This is a genomic window from Nonomuraea sp. H19, assembly GCF_052068215.1.
GTDB lineage: Bacteria > Actinomycetota > Actinomycetes > Streptosporangiales > Streptosporangiaceae > Nonomuraea.
The window spans coordinates 149,426-166,758 of sequence record NZ_JBQHCV010000003.1 but is presented as its reverse complement, the minus strand read 5'-3'; the positions used below and the strand labels follow the sequence as shown (position 1 = coordinate 166,758).

The following is a 17,333-nucleotide window of genomic DNA, read 5'->3' as shown; positions in this document are numbered from 1 at the left end:
CTCACCACGCGGCCGAGCCATCGCGGGCCTTCTACACCCCGAAGGACTCCTCCGAAGCACAACTCCTCGAGGCAAAGTCCAACCTGCAGCGCATGCTGCTGCCATCCCTGTCACCGATGATGAACGGGCTGCCGTGGACGACAGTCAAGCCGCTCTTGGATCAGCTTCTTGAGCGCCTAGCCGACGTTCCCACTCCAGCAGGCCCCACCCCCTGCCAGCTCGCCGCGGCCACCACGCCCCTCCTGCCGATCGTCGACGTCCGCCAGGGGCCAGCTCGACAGGGCGACCGGTGAATCTGCTGACGGCTGTTTCGACGGACGGAGGCCACACCGGAACTTGCGGGTTCAGTCTCCGACCTGCCCGGTCAGACTCGGGCCGCCGAGTCCGGCGAGCAGTTCGCGCAGCAGGTCGGCGAGCTGCTCGCGGCGTTCGGGTGCGAGGTGGCCGACGAGGCGGTCCTCGGCCGCGAGCAGGTCGGCGACGACGCGGTCGAGCAGGGCGTTGCCCGCGTCGGTGAGGGTGATCGCGCGCGCGTGGTAACCCGACCCGGGGGTGGTCCGTTCGACCAGCCCGGCCCTGACCGCCCGTTCCACGCGCTGGGTGGTCGCGCCGCGCGTCACCATGCACGCATCGGCCAGCTCGCCCGGGCTCATCCGGTACGGCGGGCCGGAGCGCCGCAGCGTGGAGAGCAGATCCAGCGTCGCGACGTCCACGCCCAGGTTCGCGAGGAGACGGCGGCGCTCGTCGCCGAAGACCTTGGCGGCCCACCAGATCCGGGTGATGACCCCGATCGACTCCACCGGGACTCCCGGCAGCTCGCGCCGCCAGGCGTCCTGGATGGCGTCGGCGCCGTCGCGCGGCGGCTCAGCGGCCACGTTCGGCCCCGCCGTTCACCTGGATGATCTGGGCGGTGACGTGCCCGCCGCCGGGTGAGGCGAGCCAGTGCACGGTCTCGGCGATGTCCTGCGGCGTCCCGGCCCGGCCGGTGTGGGTCTGCGCGATGAGCATCGCGCGGCGTTCGTCGTCCAGGGTGCCGCCGAAGAACTCGGTGTCCTCGATGAACCCCGGGGCGACCACGTTCACCGTGATGCCGCGCGGCCCGAGGGCGTCGGCGAGGTCGAACGCGTAGGGGTGCAGGGCCGCCTTCATCGGGCCGTACGAGGTGCCGCCCGAGCCCCGGAAGGCCGCGATCGAGCTGATGAACACGATCCGCCCGGACGGGTTCAGCAGGTCGCGGAACGCCTCGGTCGCCAGCACCGACGTCAGGACGTTGGCCCGGAAGTTGCCCGTCCACCGCTCCGCGACGCCGTCGAGCCCGCCGTGTCCTTCGACGTTGCCGCCTGCGCTGTTGACCAGCACGTCGATCGTGCCAAAGCGTTCGGCCAGGTCGGCGCGCACACGCTCGACCTCGGCCGGCTCGCTCAGGTCGGCCGGTAGCGTCGTGCCGCCGATCTCCTTGGCCGCCTTCTCCAGCACGTCGGCGCGGCGGCCGATGATCACCACCCGGTCCCCGTCTGCGGCGAAGCGCGCCGCCACCGTCTTGCCGATGCCGGTGCCACCGCCGCTGACCACGATCGTGCGCGTCATGCCTATCCCTCCTTGAGTTTAGATCTAAAGTCACCCTAGCAAAGGAACCGGACGGCGTTGGTCCCCAGGGCGGTGGCCGCCGCGACGTTCTCCGCGGTCGTCGAGCTGAGCGTGAACTGCAGGCCGTCCAGGCTTGCGACGCTGATCGAGGAGGTGCTTGGTGATCGGAGTCTGCACGTGGTGGTGGCCGGAGACTTCGACGCGCCGCCAGAGGAGGCAAGCATCCGCTTTTGGAGTGGCTTGCAATCCCTTCAGGGGATGAGCGTGGCCTACCGCGATGTATGGCAGTGGGCCCATCCACACGATCCGGGACACACCTTCACTCCTGTCAATCCCCTCGTGAAGAGCGGAAACTGGCCGCTGGAGGCGGGTAGGCGCATTGACTACCTCTTCGTCCGCTGCCGCGGAAACGGCCCAACGCTACGCCCGGAGGACTGCTGGCAAATCTTCAACCAGCCTGTGAACGGTGTCTGGGCCAGCGACCACTTCGGCCTTGCGGTGAGTCTGGAAGAGGCCCGGTAACACCGATGTCAAATGATCATCGAATCGCCGAGTGGCTACGGAGGACCTGCTCAACGGGCGGTCCGGTGATGCTGATCACCCATCTCGAACACGCACTGACTCAATCTCATAGCCCACGGACGGCGGCTCGGTGCTCAGCGCCTGCTCGGGGAAGCGCCCTACCCCGGCATGCAGATGGGACGTACGCCGGCCGCCGGCGTACGTCCCTTTCATGGGTTCAGGCTGACCGTGGACGCTACCGAGAGCCTGGCCCTCATCTCTCGATGCGGACCAATTCGCGTCACGATCAGCAGTCTTTTGGCTTCTGGCTAACGATTGCAGGCTTGAAGCCCCTTGTTCAACCCCATGTTGTATCCGCGCATGAACTCGGGCGACCCGCCTATCCCTATCTGTGTCATCTGGCCGCCGCTGAGGCAGGCTTGATAGCCTCTGCTGTGGCCGAGTTTGTATCCTTGCCTACATTCCTTTTTGCACGGTTTGCTCTGCGATATCTCGGCCGCCGGTACGGCAGGGGAGACCTCGGCGCTCGTCGCTTTTGCGGAGTCCGCCGAGGCGGAGGCGTGGCCGGCCCCGGCTGGTCCTAGGGTGAGAGTGGTGAGGAAGGCTGCACCAAGCAAGATCAAGTTTCGCTTGCCGTGCATGCTGGCCCCCTTTCGTAAGATGAGCTCGCCTTGCCGAGAGAATCGCCCACTCCGCCAGGAGTCTGTTCATCCGGTTGAGGGGCGGAGACAGCCGCTGATCCCGCCATTGCACTGCCTCTGAGCGTTCAACGCGTCCTTTCTGTCTTGTGCGTTGAACAAGGGCTGGTCGCTTATTGCCTCGCGATATGGCGGCGAGCGGCTATAGGACGATAATCGGCGCTATCGCACGAAATGTCCAGCTCGGTTTGCCTGTCCAATTCCCTTTACTGGGGAGGACCTGATTCGCATAGGAGACCCCGCGTGCGAAGCTCGCCGGTACATGGTGCTTTCATCGTCGTACCGTCGGCCGCGTACTAACTCGGATAGGTGGCTCGGTAAGGCGGAACCGCCGTCGCAACGTTCGGCCCCGGCCAGAAGGATCGCTTTGGCTAGTCGTCGTCGTCGTCGTCTTCGTTGTCGTCGTCGTTGTCGTAATCCGCAGTCAGGCCGGAACGGTTGAGGAAAGTGATCAAGGGGCCGTCGGCGAGTTTCCCTTCGCGGCGCGCCTCCATCAGGTCGCGGCCCAGTTCCTGGATCTTCTCCCGGGCTTCGGTGTTCTTGCCCTCGGCCAACTTCTTGGCGGCCTCCCGGATCTTCTTGTGCGCCCTGTCGGCCAGCTTCGGGTCGATTCCGCCGCGGCCCTGTTGGGCACTCACGGCGCGATCGAGACCGGCCAGCCAGCTCCACGGGCCCTGTGCGGTGGACCGCGTCGGCGTTGGAGTTGGAGTTTGTCGTCTGGCGGGCTTGGCGGCCGAGGTGGCGGTGGCCGGCGGAAGTGAATGCCCGGACTCGCGGATGGCATTCGAGGGCGCCGCCGACGGGGGCGCAACCGCGGAGCGGTCCCCGGAGTCGGAGAAGACGGCCACCGTGCCCAGGGCGGCGATCACGATGACCGCGAGGGCCACTGCGAGCTGCACGAGCATGCGGCGCCCTTCTGGTGACGGCGGCTCGGCGAGCGGTGGGCCGAGCAGCGGGGCGTCGAGGACGGCGGTGTCTGCGGCGCGAGCCGTGACCGGTGCCGGCGCGGGTGCCGTGCGCTCCGGCTGACCGGCGTGCCACGCACCGGCGCGTGGCGCGTGGGCGACGGCGGCCAGCACCTGACGTACGTGCTCGGCGCTGGCTGGACGTTCGGCGGGGTTCTTGGCGAGCATGGCCAGGATCAGCCGTTCCAACTCGATCGGGATGTCCGGCCGGTGGGTGCTGGGCGGGCGGGGTGATTGGTGGACGTGCTGGTAGACCAGCTCTGGCGGCGATCCGGTGAAGGGCGGCTGTCCGCACAGCACCTCGTAGGCCACGCAGCCCAGCGCGTACAGGTCGCAGGCGGCTTGCCCGCCGGATCCGTCGATCTGCTCGGGGGCCAGGTAGGCGGCGGTGCCCACGATGCTGCCGACCGTGGTGAGCCGGGCCGCCTCGCCGGCGACGTGTGCGAGGCCGAAGTCGACGACCTTGAGTCTGCCGTTTCCCGTCGTGTGGAGGTTGGCCGGTTTGACGTCGCGGTGTACCACACCGACGCGGTGGGCCGCGTCCAACCCGGCCGCGGCCTGGGCGAGTAGCGTGCAAGCCTCGGTGACGGTCAGTGGTCCGCGGGCGTCCAGCTCGGCGGCCAGGCTGCGACCGGTGAGCAGCTCCATCACCAGGAACCGGCGGCTCCCGTCCTGGCCCACATCCAGCACCGTGACCACATTGGGGTGCATGATCTGGGCCGCCGCACGGGCTTCCCGGGCGAACCGTTCGGCGGCGGCGATGCCGCCGACCAGTGGATCGAGGATCTTGATGGCGACGGGTACGTCCAGCTTGTGGTCGTGCCCACGCCATACCTCGGCCATGCCGCCTCGGCCGATCGGCTCGACCAGCGCATAGCGCCCAGCGATCACTGCTGGCTTCACGTTCGGCATATCCATGCCCATCAGTCCACATCCCGACAAGATCGGGCCAACCCTACGGGTCTTCAGCCCGCGCCCGATAACGCGTCCGCGAACTGGCGGCATGATTCGCGTGATTCCCGGGAAGGCGGTGGCCTGGCTCCTGCTGATGCCGCTGCTCACGCGAGGGCGGGCGGTGCGCGCGGCGGACGCCGGCGCCGGTGCGCGTGCCGCGATCGACGGCAGCGGCAGCACCGGCGCCAGGGTGATCGGCGCGACGAAGGCGCCCATTGAACTTAGTGAGTCTCACGGAGCAAGCCCCATCAGCGCGGCCATGAGCCGCATCGAGTGTTCGAAGGCGGTGCGGCGATCCTCGATGGTGTTGTTGAACTGCCCGAACAGCTCGAAGCTGAGCCAGCCGTACAGCGTCGTCCACGCCGTCACGCCGCGGAAGATCACATCGTCCGGAACGTCGGGGATGATGGTGCGGACGGCGGCCGCGTCCTCGCGGAGCGAGGGCGGGGAAGAGGGGGCCGGCTGTGCGGGGGTGAGAGCCGCCGCCTGGTGGGCCTCCGACAGGATGCGGCCGAACACGACCGTGTCCCGCAGGGCCGCGGCGATCGTGTCCTGCGGGGCCTGGTAGCCGGGCACCGGTGAGCCGTACAGCAGGGCGTATTCGTGCGGGTGTGCCAGCGCCCAGTCGCGCACGGCGTGGCAGACGGCCAGCCATCGGCCCAGGAAGTCGTCCTGCGGGCAGCCGGCGTCGGCCTGTTCCACGGCCTCGCCGAGCGTGTTGTAGCCCTCGATGATCAATGCGGTGAGCAGGTCGTCACGGCTCGGGAAATAGCGGTAGATGGCCGAGGAGACCATGCCCATCTCCCGCGCCACCGCGCGCAGTGACAGGCCGCCGGCGCCCTCGGTGGCGAGCTGGCGGCGCGCGATGTCGGTGATCTCCCTGGTGAGCTCGGCCCTGACGCGTTCTCTGGCGGTACGGCTCGCTGTCATGAACCCGAGGTTACCAGAGCGGTGAGAAGAAACGAGAGCACCGCTCTTGACGAACATCGCTCTCTTGAGAGAGCATTGCTCTCGTAAGCGAACGGCAGTCACCCCCTCGGAGGCCCTCGATGCTCGACATCGCGAAGAACGTCAACGCCGCCCTCATGTTCTTCCTTGAGCTCGGCGTGTTGATCTCCGTGGGCTACTGGGGTTTCACGCTCAGCCCCAACTGGGCGATCAAGTTGCTGGTCGGCCTGGGCGGCCCGGCGCTGTTCGTGGCCGCATGGGCGCTGTTCGGGGCGGGTGGCGGCACGAACGCCGTGTTCCCGCTCACCGGCCTGGCCCGCGCCGCGCTGGAGATCCTCTGGTTCGGCGGCGGCGCCGTGGCGCTCTACGCCTCCGGCCTGGTGACCCCGGCTGTCGTCTTCTACGCGCTCTTCATCCTCAACGCAGTACTCCGTCTCGTCTGGAAGCAGGTCTGATCATGGGCAAGCACGTCGTCGTCGGTTCCGGTCAGGTCGGCACACACCTCGCCGGCAAACTCCTCGCACAGGGACACGAGGTCATCGTCGTGACCCGCTCGGGCAGCGGACCCGAGGCAGCGGTCAGGGTGGCCGCCGACGTGGCCGACAAGGCCAAGCTGATCGAGGTCACCAAGGGGGCCGACGTCCTCTACAACTGCGTCAACCCGCAATACCACCGCTGGCTCACCGACTGGCCGCCCATGGCCGAGTCGTTCCTGGCCGCCGCCGAGGCGAGCGGCGCCGTCTACACGATCCTCGGCAACCTCTACCCGTACGGTCCCGTCTCCGTCCCCATGACCGAGGACCTGCCACTCGCCTCCACCAGCCCCAAGGCGCAGGTACGGGCGAAGATGTGGGCCGACGCGCTGGCCGCCCACGAGGCGGGCCGGATCAGGGTCACCGAGGTACGCGGCTCGGACTACTTCGGGCCCGGGGCCACCGACCAGTCCTACCTGGGCGACCGGTTCCTCGTGCCGCTCAAGGCAGGCAAGACCGTCCAGCTCGTCTGGCCCGCCGACATCCCGCACAGCTGGACGTACCTGCCTGACGTGGCGGACGCGCTGATCACCGCCGGGCGCGACGAGCGGGCCTGGGGCCGGGCCTGGCACGTGCCCACCGCGGAGCCGCAGACGTTCCGCCAGCTGGGGGAGCGGATGGCCGCGCTGCTGGGCCGGCCCGCGCCCCGGATGATCGTTCTGCCCTGGCCGCTGGTGCGGACGATCGGCCTGTTCCAGCCCATGATCGGCGAGCTCAAGCACACCCGATACCAGTTCATCGCGCCCTACGTGCTCGACTCCTCGGCCTTCCAGGAGACGTTCGGTGTCGCGCCTACCCCGCTTGACCAGGCGCTCAAGGCTACGCTCGAGGTGTGAAGACTGCCATGATCGGCCTGGGTGACATCGCGGAGAAGGCGTACCTGCCAGTGCTGGCCGCTCAGCCCGCCCTCGACTTGCACCTGTGCACCCGCAACAGCGCCCGTCTGGACCGGCTCGGCGACGCCTACCGGATCGCCCGCCGGTTCACGAGCGTGGACGAGGTGATCAAGGCCGGGGTGGAGGCGGCGTTCGTGCACGCCGCGACCGACGCCCACCCGGAGATCGTCGAGTCGCTGCTCACCGCCGGGATCCACGTGTACGTCGACAAGCCGATCGCCTACACGCTCCAGGAAAGCGAGCGCCTCGTACGGCTGGCGAAGACCGAGGACAGATCGCTGATGGTCGGCTTCAACAGGCGTCACGCCCCCGGATACGCGGCACTCGCCGCCCTGCCGCGGCACCTCGTGCTGATGGAGAAGAACCGCGACAACCACCCCGACACCCCTCGCCGGGCGATATTCGATGACTTCATCCATGTGGCGGACACCCTCCGGTTCCTCGCACCGGGCGCGGTCACCGGCACCACGATCAGGACCCGCGTCAAGGACGGCCTGATCGAGCACATCGTGCTGGAGCTGTCCGGCGACGGGTTCACCGCCATCGGCGTCATGAACCGGGTGAGCGGCGCGAGCGAGGAGTCCTGCGAGGTCATGGGCGACGGCGTCAAGCGGCGCGTGGTCAACCTCGGGGACGTGATCGACTACCGCGGGGGCGAGGTCCTCACCAGGCGGCCCGACTGGGTCCCGGTGGCCAGGCAGCGCGGCATCGAGCAGCTCTGCCTGGAGTTCCTCACCGCCGTCGGCCAGGGGCGCCGGATCGACGCGGACGACGCCCTGGCCTCCCACGCTCTCTGCGAGGAGATCGTCAGCCGGACGGCCTGAGCTCCATCGCCCGGTCGGCCCTGGCGAACATCCGCTTGAACGGCCCGTCGCCCAGCCTTGTCAGCACGGTGTAGCCCTTCGCGTCGCTGAGCGGGCTGGACGACGACACCACGCCCGCCACCGCGCCGCCGTACAGCGCGGGCCCGCCGCTGCCGCCGGCGGCGGCGTGGCAGTTGCGGGTGACCATCAGCCCCGGTCCTTTGGAGACGCCCTCGACCGCGTCGGCCAGGCACCGGTACAGCCGCAGGCCCGGGTATCCCTTGCCCGCCGGGTAGCCGAGCAGCTCCAGACCGCGCAGCGCGGTCCCCCTGGTGGTCGGCAGTGGCCGCAGGCCCCGCCCGGTGACCTCCTCCAGCGGGTCCTTGCGCCGTACGACCCCGGCCAGGCCGATGTCGTACGGCAGCAGCTTGGCCGAGTACGGCCTGCTCCGCCACCGCGCCGGCACCCAGGTGTCCACGATCGGCCAGACCCCCAGCCGCGGCCGCCCGCGGTCGTAGCCGGGCAGGAAGGTGAGGTGCTTGAGCAGCCTGCCGTTGTGATACAGGCAGTGCGCCGCCGTCAGCACCAGGCTGCGGCTGCGCGAGCCGATCACCGTGCCCCCGCACACCACGTCCCGCCGCGTGACCGGATCGCGGCCGATCAGCACTCCGGTGAGCCGCCGCGGCCCCGTGTAGGGGCGCGGGACCGGCGCGTAGCCCAGGCGGTCGCCGTCGGGGGTCAGTATGCGGGGAACGGGGACGTTTCTTTGCGACACCTCGGTGACGACGGCTGGATCGATCAGGACGAGGGACAGCACCAACCTGAGCACCATCCCACTGTACGGCGAAGATGATCAGTGCCCTGACCTGCGACATCCGGGTTTACCAACGGGAAACCTGCTGATCTGGCGGCTGCTCGCCGCAGCGGAGCAGGTTTCCCGCAGGCATCAGCCCGTGTACTCGGCCCCCAGCGCCCGCAGGCGGGAGTGGGCCGACTCGTAGACGGCCGCGTTCCCGAGATAGGCCTTCGGGATCTTGGCGACCATCGTGTAGTTGGTGTCGCACACGTTCCCGACCGGCGCCTGCCCCGCCTGGCTGACGAGCTGGTACGCGTCCAGCGTGTCCAGCCCGGTCAGCTCCGACGTCCAGGTGACCAGGTCGTGCTGGCTGATCCGGTACGCGTCCTCCAGCGGCCGGGCCGAACCCGTCGACATCAGGTGCCGGTCGTCCTCCAGCCGCGGCCACGGCGTGGCCACGCCCTTGATCAGCTCGACCGCGACCACGGTGTTCATGGCCGACTCCACCGCGGTGCCGCACACCTCGCCGTGTCCCTGCAGCCCGTGCCCGTCGCCGATCGCGAACATCCCGCCCTCGACGTTGACCCCGAGGTAGACGGTGACGCCCGCGCGCAGCTCGGGGGTGTCCATGTTGCCGCCGTGCGCGTCAGGGGTGATGGTCATGCGGGCCTCGTTGGCGGCGGGGGCCACGCCGACCGTGCCGTGCATCGGATCGAGCGGCAGCTCCACGCTGAAGTCGCTGTTGCGGGCGTGGTAGACGGCGACCCCCTTGTCCAGATCGATGTCGTAGCGCCAGACCCGCTCCTCCAGCGGCGGCTGGAGGGTGGCCGTGGTGTGGGTGCCGGTCAGCGCGCCGAAGTGGGGGAACGTCGTGGACACCGCCCAGTCCCTGGCCGGTGTGATCTTGACGAAGTGCAGCGCCAGCGTGTCGCCCGGCTCGGCGCCCTCCACATGGAAGGGGCCGGTCACGGGGTTCAGGTAGGGGAACTCGCACACCTGCGACGGCAGGTCGTCCACGCTCTGGACCCGGCCGCCGAAGCAGTCCTCGGTGTACAACTCCAGGATCGTGCCCGGACGTACCTTGCCCAGGGGCGGGCGCCCGCCGAAGGTGTAGCTCAGCTCTTCGGGCGAGGGGCGGTAGGACACGACGTTCACTTGACCTCCGTGGGTAGGGCGGGCCTGCGGCCGATCGCGTAGGTGATGGCAAGGATGATCAGGCCGGCGGCCGGCCAGAGGCCGCCGGCCCACTGGGTGTGGACGTTCTGGTTGAACACGACGGCCACCAGCACGATGAAGCCGAGCACGGGGACGATCAGGTGCGCCGCGCCGAAGTCGACCAGCGAGTTGGCGAAGCCCACGCGACGGCCGTCAGCACCGGCAGCCACGGCCCGCCGGCGAACGCCGAAGGGTGCGATCGGCACCATGAAGATCAAGCCATGGATCATCAGATCGGCGAAGCCCAAGGGACGCTTCAGTTCCTGCCGGTAGCCGAACTGCTCGATTGTGCTCATGCACGGCTCCTAATGCGGGGGGCGTTTCGCACCTTAGAGCCAAAGATCGCTACTGAAAAGGTCAACAGGCCTGACCGCCCGGGGCATCGAACCCCGGGCGGTCAGGCCCCGTCGCGATCAGGGATAGAGCCCGCGCATCTGGTGGGCCTCGGCCACGCGGCCCACGCCGATGACGTGCGCCGCCTGCCTGAGCGTCAGGCCGCGGGCCGCGGCCAGCGACTTCACCTCCGAGAACGCGTTCTCGATGAGGTCGTGCAGCTTGGCCTCGACCTCCCCGGAGCTCCAGGAGTAGGCCTGCATGTTCTGCACCCACTCCAGGTAGGACACGATCACCCCGCCCGCGTTGGCCAGGATGTCCGGCACGACCACGGTGCCGTTCGCGGCCAGGATCTCGTCGGCCTCCGGCGTCGTGGGGCCGTTGGCGCCTTCCACGATCAGCCGGGCCCGGATCCGCGGCGCGTTCGCCTCGGTGATCGCGCCTTCGAGCGCGGCCGGGATCAGGACGTCCACGTCGAGCTCGAACAGGTCGCCGTGGGACAACGCGTCGGCGTGCCGGTAGCCGCGCACGCCGCCGGTCTCGGCCGCCCACGTGCGCAGGCGGGAGACGTCGAGGCCGCCGGCGCAGTACACGGCGCCCGTGAGGTCGGAGACGGCCACCACCTTGCAGCCCGCGTCGGCGAGGTATTGCGCCGCGAGGGCGCCCACCTTGCCGAAGCCCTGCACGGCCACGGTCACGCCCTCGGGTGAGCGGCCGAGCGCGGACAGCGCCGCGATCTGCACGCCACGCGAGGTCGCGCCGGCGCGCCCGAGCGAGCCGCCCAGCGTGATCGGCTTGCCGGTGACCACGCCGGGCACCGAGTAGCCCGCGCTGACGCTGTAGGTGTCCATGATCCAGGCCATGGTCTGCTCGTCGGTGCCGACGTCGGGCGCGGGAATGTCCTTCTCCGGGCCGATCAGCGGCAGGATCTCGCTGACGTAGCGGCGGGTCACCCGCTCCAGTTCGCGGGTGGTGAGCCCGGCCGGGTCCACGGCCACGCCGCCCTTGGCGCCGCCGTACGGGATGCCGGCCAGCGCGCACTTCCACGTCATCCACATCGCGAGCGCGGTGACCTCGTGGAGGTCGGTGCTCGGATGAAAGCGGAGCCCGCCTTTGGCGGGGCCGCGCGAGACGTTGTGCTGGACGCGGAAGCCCTGGACGACGTCCAGGCGCCCGTCCTCGCGCCGCACCGGGACCGAGACGGTCAGCGAGCGGCGGGGCGTGGCCAGCATCGTGCGGAGCCCATCGTCGAGCCCGAGGTGCTCGGCCGCCTGGCCGAGCTGATGGAGAGCGGAGTCGAGGGCCTGGCGGCCCGGGGTGATCAGGGCCGGCGTCTTTGACGGCACCATGATGCTCATGGAAGAGATTCCTCCCTGGTATTTACGCCCTATTTGCAGGGAAAGCGCCATTGCCTTCCACTTCTGGGCGTTGTTGTGACGATCATCCTAGGGTGGGGCGTTTGACCTTGCCTAGCTGTTCGTAAAAATCCAGCCGTTGATCGAGATGCTGTGGACCGTGCCACTCTGGCAGGCTGTGCGGGCAAGTGTGTACCGAAACATCGAATCCGGGGGGTGGGATGCCCGCACTCGTGGTGGGGCCGATGCTGCGATACGTCGATTCCGACAGCGCCTCGATCTGGGTGGAGACCGCCGAACCCGGCACGGTCACCGTCGAAGCGGACGGCAGGGCTTACCGGTCGCCTACCTTCACCGTGCACGGTCACCACTATGCGATCGTGGATCTCGCCGAGCTCACCCAGGATATCGCCTCCTATTCGGTCAGCATCGGCGGGGAGCAGGTATGGCCCCTGGCGGGTCGCCCGCCCAGCCGGATCAGGCTGCTCCCCGCCGACGGGGCGCGCCGGCTGGCGTTCGGATCGTGCCGCACCAGCGTGCCGCACGACGCCGCGCACGTGCTCACCCACGGTGACGACGTGCTGCGCTCCTACAGTGGCCACCTCGCGGGCGCGGACGAGGAGGAGTGGCCGGACCTCCTGCTGTTCCTGGGCGACCAGGTCTACGCCGACAACCCCTCGCCCGAGATGCTCGCCTACATCCAGGCGCGCCGGAGCACCCCGCCGCAGGGGGAGATCGCCGACTTCGAGGAGTACGCCGAGCTCTACCGCCTGGCGTGGACCGAGCCCGAGATCCGCTGGCTGCTGTCCACCGTGCCGACCGCGATGATCTTCGACGACCACGACCTGCGCGACGACTGGAACACCTCGCAGCCCTGGCGCGAGCGGATGACCGGGACGAGCTGGTGGCGCCGCCGGGTGGTCGCGGGGCTGGGGGCGTACTGGATCTATCAGCACCTGGGCAACCTCTCGCCCGCCGAGCGCGCGGCCGACCCGCTGCTGCGCACGCTGCTCGACGGTGGCCGTGATGGGGGCGACGCGTTAGACGCCTTCGCCGAGAAGGCCGACGCCGAGCCGAGTAGCACCCGCTGGAGCTACGCCCGCGAGCTCGGCCCGGCCCGGCTGATCATGGTCGACACCCGGTGCGCCAGGCAGCTCACGCCCGGCGAGCGCCGCATGCTGGACCCGGCGGAGTGGGCCTGGCTCGAGGAGCAGGTGTCCGCGCCGGCCGAGCGGCTGATCATCGGCTCCTCGATCCCGTTCCTGCTGCCCGAGGGCGTGCACGGGGTGCAAAACTGGAACGAGGCCCTGAGCGACGGCAAGTGGGGCGCGACGGTGCGGCGCTGGTCGGAGGCATTCCGGCAGGCCATCGACCTGGAGCACTGGGCCGCGTTCCGGCGCTCGTTCGACGACCTGGCCCGGCTGCTGATCGGGCTCGGCAAGCCGGTGCTGATCCTCTCGGGCGACGTCCACTACTCCTACCTGGCCAAGGCCAATCCCGGGCGGGTCTACCAGATCGTCTGCTCGCCGATCCGCAACCCGCTGAGCCGCCTGCTGCGCTGGGCCAACGTGTTCACCCAGTTCTCGATCGCCACGCTGGTGGGCGGTCTGCTGGCGCGGCTGGCGGGCATCCCGCGGCCGCCGTTCAGGTGGCGGATCACCAAGGGTCCGTGGTTCCAGAACGCCCTCGCCACCCTGACTCTCCCCGACCAGGTGACCTGGTACGAGTCGCGCGGCGGCACGGTCAAGCCGATCGACTCTGTACGGCTGTCATGAAAATGGTTATCGTTCAGCTTTATGAGTGAAGATCACTACTCTCTCGCCGTGCCCTTCTATGACCTGTGGCACGAAGACGGGCACGTGCCGCTGGTCCGCGAGCTGCTGCCGCCGCTGCTGAAGGGCGTGGAGCGGAGCGTCATCGAGATCGGCGCGGGCACCGGCCTGATCACCCGCCTGATCGCCCGCGAGACGCCCGCGGAGATCTACGCCGTCGAGCCGTCGCTGGGCATGCGCTCCGTCCTGGTCAACCGGCTGGCGGAGGATCCGGAGCTGCTCGGCCGGGTGACCGTCCTGCCGTGCGGGGCGCTGGACGTGGAGGTGGACGAGCCGGTCGAAGCCATCGTGATGATCTCGGTGCTGCAGAGCTTCGATGCCGGGCAGCGGGCCGAGCTGTGGCGGGTGCTGGGCCGGCAGCTGGCGCCCGGCGGGCTGCTGGCCTTCAACTGGCGCGAGCGGTCCACGCCGGTCCCCGGCGGGCTGCAGGACATGGGCTCCTACCGGGTCGGCAGGCACACATACGAGATCGCGGGGCAGGTCCTGGACGTCACCGGCGAGAGCGTCACCTCGCGCTTCGTCTATCGGATCAGGCAGCGCGGCGTGGTGATCAGCGAGGACGAGGTGATCTCCGAGAGCCACTGGGCCGTCAGGGATCGGCTGTACGCCGAGCTGGCCGCCGCCGGGTTCGCCAGGCAGGAGGGGCCTGAGGGCATGGAAGTGTGGCGGTTGGCGAAATAGTGGGAACCGGCCTCTCTCCTGCGGCCAAGAACGGGGTGACCGCATGAGAGAGGACCGGCACAGTGGTGGGTGTTCAGGATGTGCCTGAGACGCTGGACGACTCGACGCTGATCGGGCATTCGATCGGCGACCCGGAGAGTTTCGCGGCGCTGTTCGACCGGCACGCCGACGAGATCCACAGGTACGCGGCCCGGCGTCTCGGGGCGGAGCTGGCCGAGGACGTGACGGGGGAGGTGTTCCTCGTCGCGTTCCGGGGGCGGGCCCGCTACGACCGCTCCTGGCCGGACGCCAGGCCCTGGCTGTACGGGATCGCGACCAAGGTCGTGGCCCAGCACCGCAGGGCAGAGCGGCGGCGTACCGCGGCCATGGCCAAGGTCAGCGTGGAGCGCCCGGGCACGTTCGACGACCGCAGCGCCGAGCGGGTCACCGCCGAGCAGCTCCAGCCCCGGCTGGCCCAGGCGCTGACCCGGCTCAGCGCGAGCGAGCGCGACCTGCTGCTGCTGGTGGCCTGGGCGGACCTGACGTACGAGGACGCCGCGCTCGCGCTCGGCGTGCCCGTCGGCACCGTCCGCTCCCGGCTGCACAGGCTCCGCGTCAAGTTACGCAGGACGCTCGGCGGCATCGACCCCTTCGCAGCAGAGGAGCGCCAGCATGGATGACGACGAGATCCGCATGTTCGCCGAGGGTCGGCCGGCGGCGCCGCCGTACCGCGCCGAGGCCCGCGCGCAGGCGCGGAAGCTGTTGCTGGCGGAGGCCGGGCTCCGGCGCAACGGGGGCCGGTTTCGCCTGCCGCGCTTCGGCTGGCAGGCCGCGGCCGCGTTCGGAACGACGGTCGCGCTGGTCGGCGGCGTGACCATGACCCTGTCCAACCAGGGAGCCGGCGGCCCCGCTACTTCGCTGACCCAGTCGGCCGCCGTGGCCGACGAGCTGAATCCCCAGCCCGGCCAGTACATCATGATCGAGTCCGACACGATGTACCCCTCGTTCTCCATCGGCAAGAAGGGGGAGGAGTCCCGCCACCTCTACCGGACACACCGGAAGATCTGGCAGTCGGTGGACGCCCGCAAGGACGGGCTGCTGATGATCGAGAACCGCGAGCCCCAGCCGTGGCCGGGCCGGGAGCTGCCCGAGTTCGCTACAAAGGAGCCCTCCAGCTGGAGCGTTCTGCCCGTCTGCCCCAACTTCCCGCAGTTCCGCACGGACTACGCCTACTTGAGCACGCTGCCCGCCGACCCCGCCGCGATGCGGGACCACGTCTACCAGGCGAGCAGTGGACAGGTGAGCGAGGGCAAGAACGTCGACAAGGACGCGGCGGCGTTCATCTACGTGATGGACCTCGTCAGGGAGAAGTACGTGCCCGAGGCCCAGCGGGACGCGCTGTTCGAGGCCGCCAAGTCGATCCCCGGCGTCCAAGCGGTGGAGGGGGTGGCGGACTCGGCCGGCCGCAAGGGCGTGGCGCTGGGCCGCATGAACCCGCAGGGCACGCTCACGCAGGCCATCTTCGATCCGGCCACGCACATGTTCCTGGGCGAGCGCCAGACGGTGGTGGAGGACAAGGGCGTGGGAGCCCCCGCAGGCAGCACCCTCGCGCTGACGGCTCAGCTCAACGTCTCGGTGGTGGACGAGTTGCCGAAGGCCCCGCTGACGGAGGGCGCGGTGGTCTGCGACCGCATCCAACCGGAAGCCACGCCTGCCCCGACCGGCACGCCCACGCCAGACGAGTCGTTCCCGACGCCGGCGATAACGCGGACAGTAACGCCGCGCCCGACGCCGACGATAACGCGGACAGTAACGCCGCGCCCGGCGGAGAACCGACCCACGGAGTCGCTGTCGGTGGAGGACCCGGTGGAAACGCCTCCGGCCGACGAGTGACCCATTAGCCGGTGCCCGGGCGCCGTAACGGCGCCCGGGCCCGTGAACCGGAGAACCGTCTCCCTGGACGGGGCCCAGCCACGTATGGCGGTCGGATGGGCCCGGCACCGCCGTGAAAACTAAGAATGGTCGTGGGTTTTGAGGGCGTAGAGGGCGTCGGCGAGCTGGTCGATCGCCCAGAGGAGATCGTCCTCGGAGACGACGATCGGCGGGGCCAGCCGGATCGTCGACCCGTGCGTGTCCTTGGCCAGGACACGCCGCTCCATCAGCGCCCTCGACACCTCTCGCCCCGTGGCCAGCGACGGGTCGATGTCCACGCCCGCCCAAAGCCCGCGCCCGCGCACCTCGATCACGCCCTTGCCGATCAGCTCGCGCAGCCGGGTGTGCAGCACCTCGCCCAGCTTGGCGGCCCTGGCCTGGAACTCGCCGGTGTTCAGCATCTCGATGACGGCGATGCCGACCGCGCACGCCAGCGGGTTCCCGCCGAACGTGGACCCGTGCTGCCCCGGGTGGATGACGCCGAGCACGTCCCGGTTCGCGGCGACGGCCGACACCGGTACGACGCCGCCCCCCAGCGCCTTGCCCAGGACGTACATGTCGGGCACGACGCCTTCGTAGTCGCACGCGAACGTCTGCCCGGTACGCCCCAGCCCTGACTGGACCTCGTCGGCGATCATCAGGATGCCCTCGGCGGAGCAGAGCGCGCGGATCTCGCTCAGGTAGCCGTCCGGCGGCACCAGCACCCCGGCCTCGCCCTGGATCGGCTCCACCAGCACCGCCACCGTGTTGGCGTCGACGGCCTGCCTGATCGCGTCCATGGAGCCGTACGGCACGAGCCGGAAGCCCGGCGTGTACGGGCCGAAGTTGTCGTGCGCCTCCGGGTCGGTCGAGAAGCTGATGATCGTGGTGGTGCGGCCGTGGAAGTTGTTCTCCATCACGATGATGTTGGCCTGGTCCGGCTCCACGCCCTTGACCTCGTAGCCCCACTTGCGGGCCACCTTGATGGCGGTCTCGACGGCCTCGGCACCGGTGTTCATGGGCAGGATCAGGTCCTTGCCCGTGAGGTCGCCGAGCCCGGCGCAGAATCGCGCGAACTGGTCGTGGTAGAAGGCGCGGCTGGTCAGGGTCAGCCGTTTGAGCTGCTCCTGCGCGGCCTCGATGATTTTCTGGTTGCCGTGGCCGAAGTTGAGCGACGAATAGCCGGACAGGCAGTCCAGGTATCGCTTGCCGTCGACGTCGGTGACCCAGGCGCCGTGCGCCTCGTGGATCACGACGGGCAGCGGGTGGTAGTTGTGCGCACTGCGGCGTTCGCTCAATTCGATCAGCTCTGCGCTGCTGGTCAT

At 69.5% G+C, this 17,333-nt stretch carries 18 protein-coding genes; 9 read left to right on the top strand and 9 right to left on the bottom strand.

All coding sequences use genetic code 11. The features are described 5' to 3' along the window. Positions 1-92 precede the first annotated feature (92 nt). Positions 93-293, top strand: a complete 201-nt coding sequence (locus ACTMTI_RS07460) for a hypothetical protein (RefSeq protein ID WP_441119045.1) — start codon at positions 93-95, stop codon at positions 291-293. Positions 294-344: 51 nt separating this feature from the next. Here ACTMTI_RS07460 and ACTMTI_RS07455 read toward each other — a convergent pair whose 3' ends face one another. Together ACTMTI_RS07455 and ACTMTI_RS07450 are read right to left on the bottom strand one after the other, a co-directional pair. Then, a complete protein-coding gene (locus ACTMTI_RS07455) occupies positions 345-875 on the bottom strand; it encodes a MarR family winged helix-turn-helix transcriptional regulator (RefSeq protein WP_441119044.1) in 531 nt (176 codons plus the stop codon). Then, positions 865-1,587 (bottom strand): SDR family NAD(P)-dependent oxidoreductase, encoded by a 723-nt coding sequence (locus ACTMTI_RS07450; protein WP_441119043.1) that lies wholly within the window; start codon positions 1,585-1,587, stop codon positions 865-867. Before ACTMTI_RS07450 ends, ACTMTI_RS07455 begins: the two co-directional genes overlap by 11 nt. A 57-nt stretch (positions 1,588-1,644) precedes the next feature. Here ACTMTI_RS07450 and ACTMTI_RS07445 point away from each other — a divergent pair, with 57 nt between their 5' ends. Then, entirely contained in the window at positions 1,645-2,109 is a 465-nt protein-coding gene (locus ACTMTI_RS07445) for an endonuclease/exonuclease/phosphatase family protein (RefSeq protein ID WP_441119041.1), read from the top strand. Positions 2,110-3,178: 1,069 nt separating this feature from the next. Here the strand turns inward: ACTMTI_RS07445 and ACTMTI_RS07440 are convergent. Both ACTMTI_RS07440 and ACTMTI_RS07435 read right to left on the bottom strand, forming a co-directional pair. Next, the gene (locus ACTMTI_RS07440) at positions 3,179-4,675 is read right to left on the bottom strand and encodes a protein kinase domain-containing protein (RefSeq protein WP_441119040.1); all 1,497 of its coding nucleotides are present in this window, start codon (positions 4,673-4,675) and stop codon (positions 3,179-3,181) included. Between the two features lie 282 nt (positions 4,676-4,957). Beyond that, complete coding sequence (locus ACTMTI_RS07435) at positions 4,958-5,656, bottom strand: TetR/AcrR family transcriptional regulator (RefSeq protein WP_441119039.1); 699 nt, start codon at positions 5,654-5,656, stop codon at positions 4,958-4,960. A gap of 119 nt (positions 5,657-5,775) precedes the next feature. Here ACTMTI_RS07435 and ACTMTI_RS07430 point away from each other — a divergent pair, with 119 nt between their 5' ends. The 3 genes from ACTMTI_RS07430 to ACTMTI_RS07420 are packed head-to-tail and all read left to right on the top strand — an operon-like array spanning position 5,776 to position 7,927. After that, positions 5,776-6,129 carry a YrdB family protein gene (locus ACTMTI_RS07430; RefSeq protein WP_441119038.1) on the top strand — a complete coding sequence of 118 codons (354 nt, stop codon included), beginning with the start codon at positions 5,776-5,778 and terminating at the stop codon, positions 6,127-6,129. Positions 6,130-6,131: 2 nt separating this feature from the next. Continuing rightward, positions 6,132-7,043, top strand: coding sequence for an NAD-dependent epimerase/dehydratase family protein (locus ACTMTI_RS07425; protein WP_441119037.1), 912 nt, complete (start codon positions 6,132-6,134; stop codon positions 7,041-7,043). Beyond that, positions 7,040-7,927: a Gfo/Idh/MocA family protein gene (locus ACTMTI_RS07420; RefSeq protein WP_441119035.1), complete on the top strand. Its 888-nt coding sequence runs from the start codon at positions 7,040-7,042 to the stop codon at positions 7,925-7,927. Before ACTMTI_RS07425 ends, ACTMTI_RS07420 begins: the two co-directional genes overlap by 4 nt. On the opposite strand, the gene ACTMTI_RS07415 is transcribed toward ACTMTI_RS07420, so the two are convergent. The 4 genes from ACTMTI_RS07415 to ACTMTI_RS07400 form a co-directional block, all read right to left on the bottom strand. Beyond that, positions 7,911-8,723 carry a trypsin-like serine peptidase gene (locus tag ACTMTI_RS07415; protein WP_441119034.1) on the bottom strand — a complete coding sequence of 271 codons (813 nt, stop codon included), beginning with the start codon at positions 8,721-8,723 and terminating at the stop codon, positions 7,911-7,913. The two genes, ACTMTI_RS07420 and ACTMTI_RS07415, sit on opposite strands and share 17 nt — an antisense overlap. Positions 8,724-8,852: 129 nt before the next feature. Next, a complete protein-coding gene (locus tag ACTMTI_RS07410) occupies positions 8,853-9,857 on the bottom strand; it encodes an acetamidase/formamidase family protein (RefSeq protein ID WP_441119033.1) in 1,005 nt (334 codons plus the stop codon). Continuing rightward, positions 9,854-10,213, bottom strand: coding sequence for a hypothetical protein (locus tag ACTMTI_RS07405; protein ID WP_441119032.1), 360 nt, complete (start codon positions 10,211-10,213; stop codon positions 9,854-9,856). The genes ACTMTI_RS07410 and ACTMTI_RS07405 overlap by 4 nt, the downstream gene beginning before the upstream one ends. Positions 10,214-10,330: 117 nt before the next feature. Further along, positions 10,331-11,608, bottom strand: coding sequence for a Glu/Leu/Phe/Val family dehydrogenase (locus tag ACTMTI_RS07400; protein WP_441119030.1), 1,278 nt, complete (start codon positions 11,606-11,608; stop codon positions 10,331-10,333). Positions 11,609-11,826: 218 nt separating this feature from the next. Between ACTMTI_RS07400 and ACTMTI_RS07395 the strand changes: the two genes are divergently transcribed. From ACTMTI_RS07395 to ACTMTI_RS07380, 4 genes are all read left to right on the top strand, one after another. Further along, positions 11,827-13,380: an alkaline phosphatase D family protein gene (locus tag ACTMTI_RS07395; protein WP_441119029.1), complete on the top strand. Its 1,554-nt coding sequence runs from the start codon at positions 11,827-11,829 to the stop codon at positions 13,378-13,380. 21 nt (positions 13,381-13,401) lie between these two features. Then, the gene (locus ACTMTI_RS07390; RefSeq protein ID WP_441119028.1) at positions 13,402-14,118 is read left to right on the top strand and encodes a class I SAM-dependent methyltransferase; all 717 of its coding nucleotides are present in this window, start codon (positions 13,402-13,404) and stop codon (positions 14,116-14,118) included. An 80-nt stretch (positions 14,119-14,198) separates the two neighbouring features. After that, positions 14,199-14,777: an RNA polymerase sigma factor gene (locus tag ACTMTI_RS07385; RefSeq protein ID WP_441119027.1), complete on the top strand. Its 579-nt coding sequence runs from the start codon at positions 14,199-14,201 to the stop codon at positions 14,775-14,777. Continuing rightward, positions 14,770-15,990 carry a CU044_5270 family protein gene (locus tag ACTMTI_RS07380; protein ID WP_441119026.1) on the top strand — a complete coding sequence of 407 codons (1,221 nt, stop codon included), beginning with the start codon at positions 14,770-14,772 and terminating at the stop codon, positions 15,988-15,990. The genes ACTMTI_RS07385 and ACTMTI_RS07380 overlap by 8 nt, the downstream gene beginning before the upstream one ends. Positions 15,991-16,109: 119 nt before the next feature. On the opposite strand, the gene rocD is transcribed toward ACTMTI_RS07380, so the two are convergent. Further along, positions 16,110-17,333: an ornithine--oxo-acid transaminase gene (gene rocD / locus ACTMTI_RS07375; protein WP_441119025.1), complete on the bottom strand. Its 1,224-nt coding sequence runs from the start codon at positions 17,331-17,333 to the stop codon at positions 16,110-16,112.